7 protein-coding genes are annotated in these 4,198 nt (G+C 69.6%); all 7 read right to left on the reverse strand.

Annotation, left to right across the window (positions count from 1 at the left end):
* Window positions 1–49: 49 nt before the first annotated feature.
* The 7 genes from AC3XYG_RS06250 to AC3XYG_RS06280 all read right to left on the reverse strand — a co-directional run bounded on the left by AC3XYG_RS06250 (window position 50) and on the right by AC3XYG_RS06280 (window position 4,024).
* Window positions 50–397, reverse strand: a complete 348-nt coding sequence (locus AC3XYG_RS06250) for a hypothetical protein (protein WP_489138948.1) — start codon at window positions 395–397, stop codon at window positions 50–52.
* Window positions 334–615, reverse strand: a complete 282-nt coding sequence (locus tag AC3XYG_RS06255) for a hypothetical protein (RefSeq protein ID WP_489138949.1) — start codon at window positions 613–615, stop codon at window positions 334–336. The genes AC3XYG_RS06250 and AC3XYG_RS06255 overlap by 64 nt, the downstream gene beginning before the upstream one ends.
* A gap of 22 nt (window positions 616–637) precedes the next feature.
* Window positions 638–1,306 (reverse strand): DedA family protein, encoded by a 669-nt coding sequence (locus tag AC3XYG_RS06260; protein ID WP_489138950.1) that lies wholly within the window; start codon window positions 1,304–1,306, stop codon window positions 638–640.
* Between the two features lie 80 nt (window positions 1,307–1,386).
* Window positions 1,387–1,962: a DUF2076 domain-containing protein gene (locus AC3XYG_RS06265; RefSeq protein ID WP_489138951.1), complete on the reverse strand. Its 576-nt coding sequence runs from the start codon at window positions 1,960–1,962 to the stop codon at window positions 1,387–1,389.
* Window positions 1,963–1,965: 3 nt separating this feature from the next.
* Complete coding sequence (locus AC3XYG_RS06270) at window positions 1,966–2,682, reverse strand: Bax inhibitor-1/YccA family protein (protein ID WP_489138952.1); 717 nt, start codon at window positions 2,680–2,682, stop codon at window positions 1,966–1,968.
* A 20-nt stretch (window positions 2,683–2,702) separates the two neighbouring features.
* Complete coding sequence (locus tag AC3XYG_RS06275; RefSeq protein ID WP_489138953.1) at window positions 2,703–3,461, reverse strand: anti-sigma factor family protein; 759 nt, start codon at window positions 3,459–3,461, stop codon at window positions 2,703–2,705.
* Window positions 3,462–3,466: 5 nt separating this feature from the next.
* Window positions 3,467–4,024 carry a sigma-70 family RNA polymerase sigma factor gene (locus AC3XYG_RS06280; RefSeq protein WP_489138954.1) on the reverse strand — a complete coding sequence of 186 codons (558 nt, stop codon included), beginning with the start codon at window positions 4,022–4,024 and terminating at the stop codon, window positions 3,467–3,469.
* Window positions 4,025–4,198 lie beyond the last annotated feature (174 nt).

Genomic DNA, 4,198 nt, shown 5'->3' on the forward strand with positions numbered 1-4,198 from the left:
GCGCAAGACCGCGGCAATCGAGGTGGCGATCGTGCGCAGCGCCGCGGCGCTACCCGATATCGACCCGTCGCGCATCATTGTTGTCGGGCAGTCGGCGGGCGGCTTTGGCGCGGTCGCGCTGGCCGGCGACCCGCCGCCCGGCGTACGGGCGGTGATCAGCTTCGCCGGCGGCCGCGGCGGCAACGGGCATGATCGCATCTGCGGCGGAGCGGACCGGTTGATCGCAGCTGAAACGGCGTTCGGGCGTGCCAACACACTGCCCCAGCTGTGGCTGTCCGCGGCCAACGACCACTTCTTCCCGATGCCGGTCGCGCGGCGGATGGCGCAGGCCTATCAGGCCGCGTCCGGTCCCCGCGTCGATTTCGTTGAGCTTCCGGCGTTCGGCGATGACGGCCACGCGACCTTCGCCCGGGCCGGCACTGATGTCTGGAGCCCCGCGGTGTCAGCGTTCCTGGCCCGGGTCACGGCGGCGCCCCGCGCAGACAATCGGCCGCCGGCGATGGCGACGCGTGCCCGCTCCAGCAACTCCGGGATCGCCCTTGCCTGGCGCAGCAGCATCGGCAGGAACAGGATCGCGACGACCGCGGCGATGATGAAAAGCTTGATGCCGCTCAAACCCATGGCGAGGCGCCCCTGGTCAGACCTGATCCCCGACCGTAGCACGGTTGCGGCGCACGCGGGCGGGAACCGCACGCCGCGACGCCAGCTTGGCGAAGGCGACGAGGGTCAGCGCGCCGGCCAGCAGCGGGCCGCCGGTCATCAGGATCCACTGGGTCTCGCCAATGCCGCTCAGCTCGCCGACACCCTGCGCCACCAGCCAGCCGGGCAGCAGCATCGCCGGCACCCAGATGATGGCCGACAGCACATTGGCGATTTGGAAGCGGATCGGGCGCATGCGCATGATGCCGGCGATCAGCGGCACCACGGCGCGCAGCGGGCCGAGGAAGCGGCCGAGGAAGATAGAGGCGGTGCCCCAGCGCCGGAAAAACAGCCGGCCCTTGGCGATCATCGCCCGGTCGCGCGAGAACGGCCAGACATTGCGGGCGTTGGGCCCCAGCTTCTGGCCGAGCCAGTAGGACACGGCATCGCCCAGCACGGCGCCGGCGATCGACCACAGGATGACCGGGGCGGGGTGCAGCAGGCCGCCGCCGATCAGGGCGCCGGTGGCCAGCATCAGGGCCGTGCAAGGCACGAACAGCCCGACCACGGCCATGGATTCACCGAAGGCCAGCAGGAACAGGACCGGGCCGGCCCAGGCCTGGTTGTCGGTGATGAACTGGGTGACCTGGGCGACGAAGGTTTCCAACGTGCTGTCCGATCGGCTCGCGGAAGAAGGAAAGGCCGGGGACGCGCACGCCCCCAGCCCTAGCTTAAAGATGCCCCAGCTTAAAGGATTCCGTCGCCCAGATCGAACCCGGCGTCGGCCGCCACATCGGATGCGGCATCGGTGGCGCCCTGGGCGACGTCCGTGGCCGCCCCGGCGATGTCCGGCGAGAACGCGTCCATCAGCAGGTTGCCGACAACCAGGCCGCCGGCGACACCCATCGCCGTCTGCATCGCACCGGCCATGAAGCCGCCGCCGCGACCGACGCCGGGGGCGCCATAGCCCTGGCCCTGCCCCTGGCGGCCGTAGGCCTGTCCGCCGGGGCCGCCCCGGCCCCAGCTCTGCTGCGGCGCCGATCGCTGCTGCGACTGGCCACCGCCGAACAGCCCGGCCAGGAAGCCGCCGGCTGCCGGCTGGGCGGCGCGCCGTTCCAGCTCGTTGATCTTCTGCTGCGCCGCCTCCAGCGCCTGTTCCTGCACCAGGATGACCTGGGCCATGTAGTAGGGGGCGGCAGGCTGTTCGCCCAGGCGCCGCCGGATCAGGCCTTCGGCACCCTCGTCGCGCGGGCCGGCATCGCGTTCGGCCCGGGCCAGCTTCACGAACAGGTCGTCGATCGCGCTCTTTTCGGTGTCGTACACGCCTTACTCCTCCCGGCTGCCGGTCAGGTTCAGCAGCAGCTGGAACATGTTGATGAAGTTGAGGTACAGCGACAGAGCGCCCATCACGGCGAGCTTGTTCAGGCTCTCATTGTCGTAATGCTCGGCGTATTCCTCCTTGATCCGCTGGGTGTCCCAGGCGGTCAGGCCAGTGAAGATCAGCACGCCGGCGACCGAGACGATGAACTGGATCGCCGTGGAGCCGAGGAAGATGTTCACGATGCTGGCGATGATGATGCCGACCAGGCCCATCATCAGGAACGAGCCGAAGCGCGAGAGGTCGGCCTTGGTGGTGTAGCCGTACAGGCTCATCGCGCCGAACATGACCGCGGTGATCATGAAGGTGCGGGCGATGCTGGTCCCGGTGAAGACCAGGAAGATCGAGGCCATCGACAGGCCCATCACACCGCAGAACAGCCAGAACACCGCCTGCGCCGTGGAGGACGAGATGGCATGGATGCGGAACGACAGGAAGAAGACGAAGGCCAGCGGTGCCAGCATCACCACCCATTTCAGCGGGGTGGTGAAGATCGGCATGTACAGGGCCGGGCTGCTGCCGACGAAATAGGCCACCAGGCCGGTCAGGACCAAGCCAAGGCCCATGTAGTTGAAGACGCGCAGCATGTGCCGGCGCAGGCCGACATCGAGTTCGGCGGCCGAGGCGCGCGCCGTCCCCTGCCACTGATATTGCTGCATGTTCATGGATCTCTCCTTCGGGGATATCAGTAAAGGGTGTCGGCCAGGGTGTTGGCGGCGCCCAGCAGGTCCGCGGTCGGGGCCTCGGCGCACAGCGCGTAGACGGCGGGGCCGACCTGCCAGTAGGCGACGGTGACGTCCTTCGCCCGCTGGGCCTGCGGCGTCTGCACGTCGAAGCCGTCGCTGGCCGCGGCGAACAGGGTGACCAGGCCGAACCGGTCGGTGTCGATCGTCGCCTCGAAGCCGGAGCCGCCGTCCCAGGGCACCACCTCGATCGACCGGATCGACCAGCCGGGCGGCAGGTCGGGCAGGGTGATCGGGGCTTCGGCCAGCTGTTCCGGCTTCACGCCGCCCTTGGGTTCGGCCGGATCGACCAGATGGCGGTACAGCACGGTGCGGTAGGCGTCGCCGGCCTCACCGGCATAGGCCGGGATGCTGGCCGCGGCCGGATCGACCCGGGTGACGCCCAGCACCGACTGCGCGCCCCAGCCGATGCCGACCAGCAGCAGCACCGCCGCCACCCGGCGCAGCTTCACGGTCAGCTGGCGCCAGCGCACCGCCCGGCCCAGCAGCCGCGCATTCTCATAGCTGGCGATGCGGACGCCGCCATCCTCGGCGAAGGCCAGGCGCAGGGCGTCGCGCAGGCGCAGATCGGCCATCACCTGCGCCGCCACCGGCGGGTTGGCCTCGAGATAGGCCTCGATCTCGATCCGCCGGGGCAGGTCGAGCTCACCATCGATATAGGCCTGGATCTCGGCTTCGGTCGGAGTCTGGATCTGGGTCATGGTCGTCACTCCACCAGCCGCAGTCTTGGCGGGGTTAGGTCGTCCGGTCTTGGGGCGGGCGCCTCGGCGGTGGTGCCGCCAGTGCCCGTGGCCTCGCGCAGCGCGGCGCGGGCGCGGCCCAGCCGCGACATCAGCGTTCCCATCGGGATGCCGAGGATGGTGGCCGCCTCCTGGTAGCGGAATTCCTCGACCGCCACGAGCAGCAGGGCCTCGCGCTGCTCCTCCGGCAGGGCCAGCATGGCCCTCTGGGTCTGCGCCAGCTGGACCCGGGCCTCCTGGGCCGGGGCGCCGGTGTCGGGCACGAACCGCATGGCCTCGACGATGCGGGCGTCCTCGGCCCGGCGGCTGCGCAGGCGCGAGGCATGGGCGTTGTGCATGATCGAGAACAGCCAGGGCCGCAGTGCCCGGCCCGGCTGCCAGCCGCGCCGGCCCTCATAGGCCTTGAGCAAGGTGTCCTGCAGCAGGTCCTCGGCCTCGGCGGCATGGCGCGTCAGCACCAGGGCGTAGCGTTTCAGCCCCGGCAGCTCGGCGATGACGTCGAAATCGTCTTTGCGGCGTTTCATGACCCAGTATACGCCGCCACCCCCGGTTTTAATCCCTACGGGATTCACACATCTGGCGGGGCGGTTGCGAGCTTGAAGCCAGTGATGCGATGGAGGAGGCGATCGAGGCCACGGGCCATAGTCTTGGGGCCTGGGGGTTTGTAGTAGCAGTTCCAGCCACCGAGGCGAGCGACA

The sequence above is a fragment of the Inquilinus sp. genome, assembly GCF_057815775.1.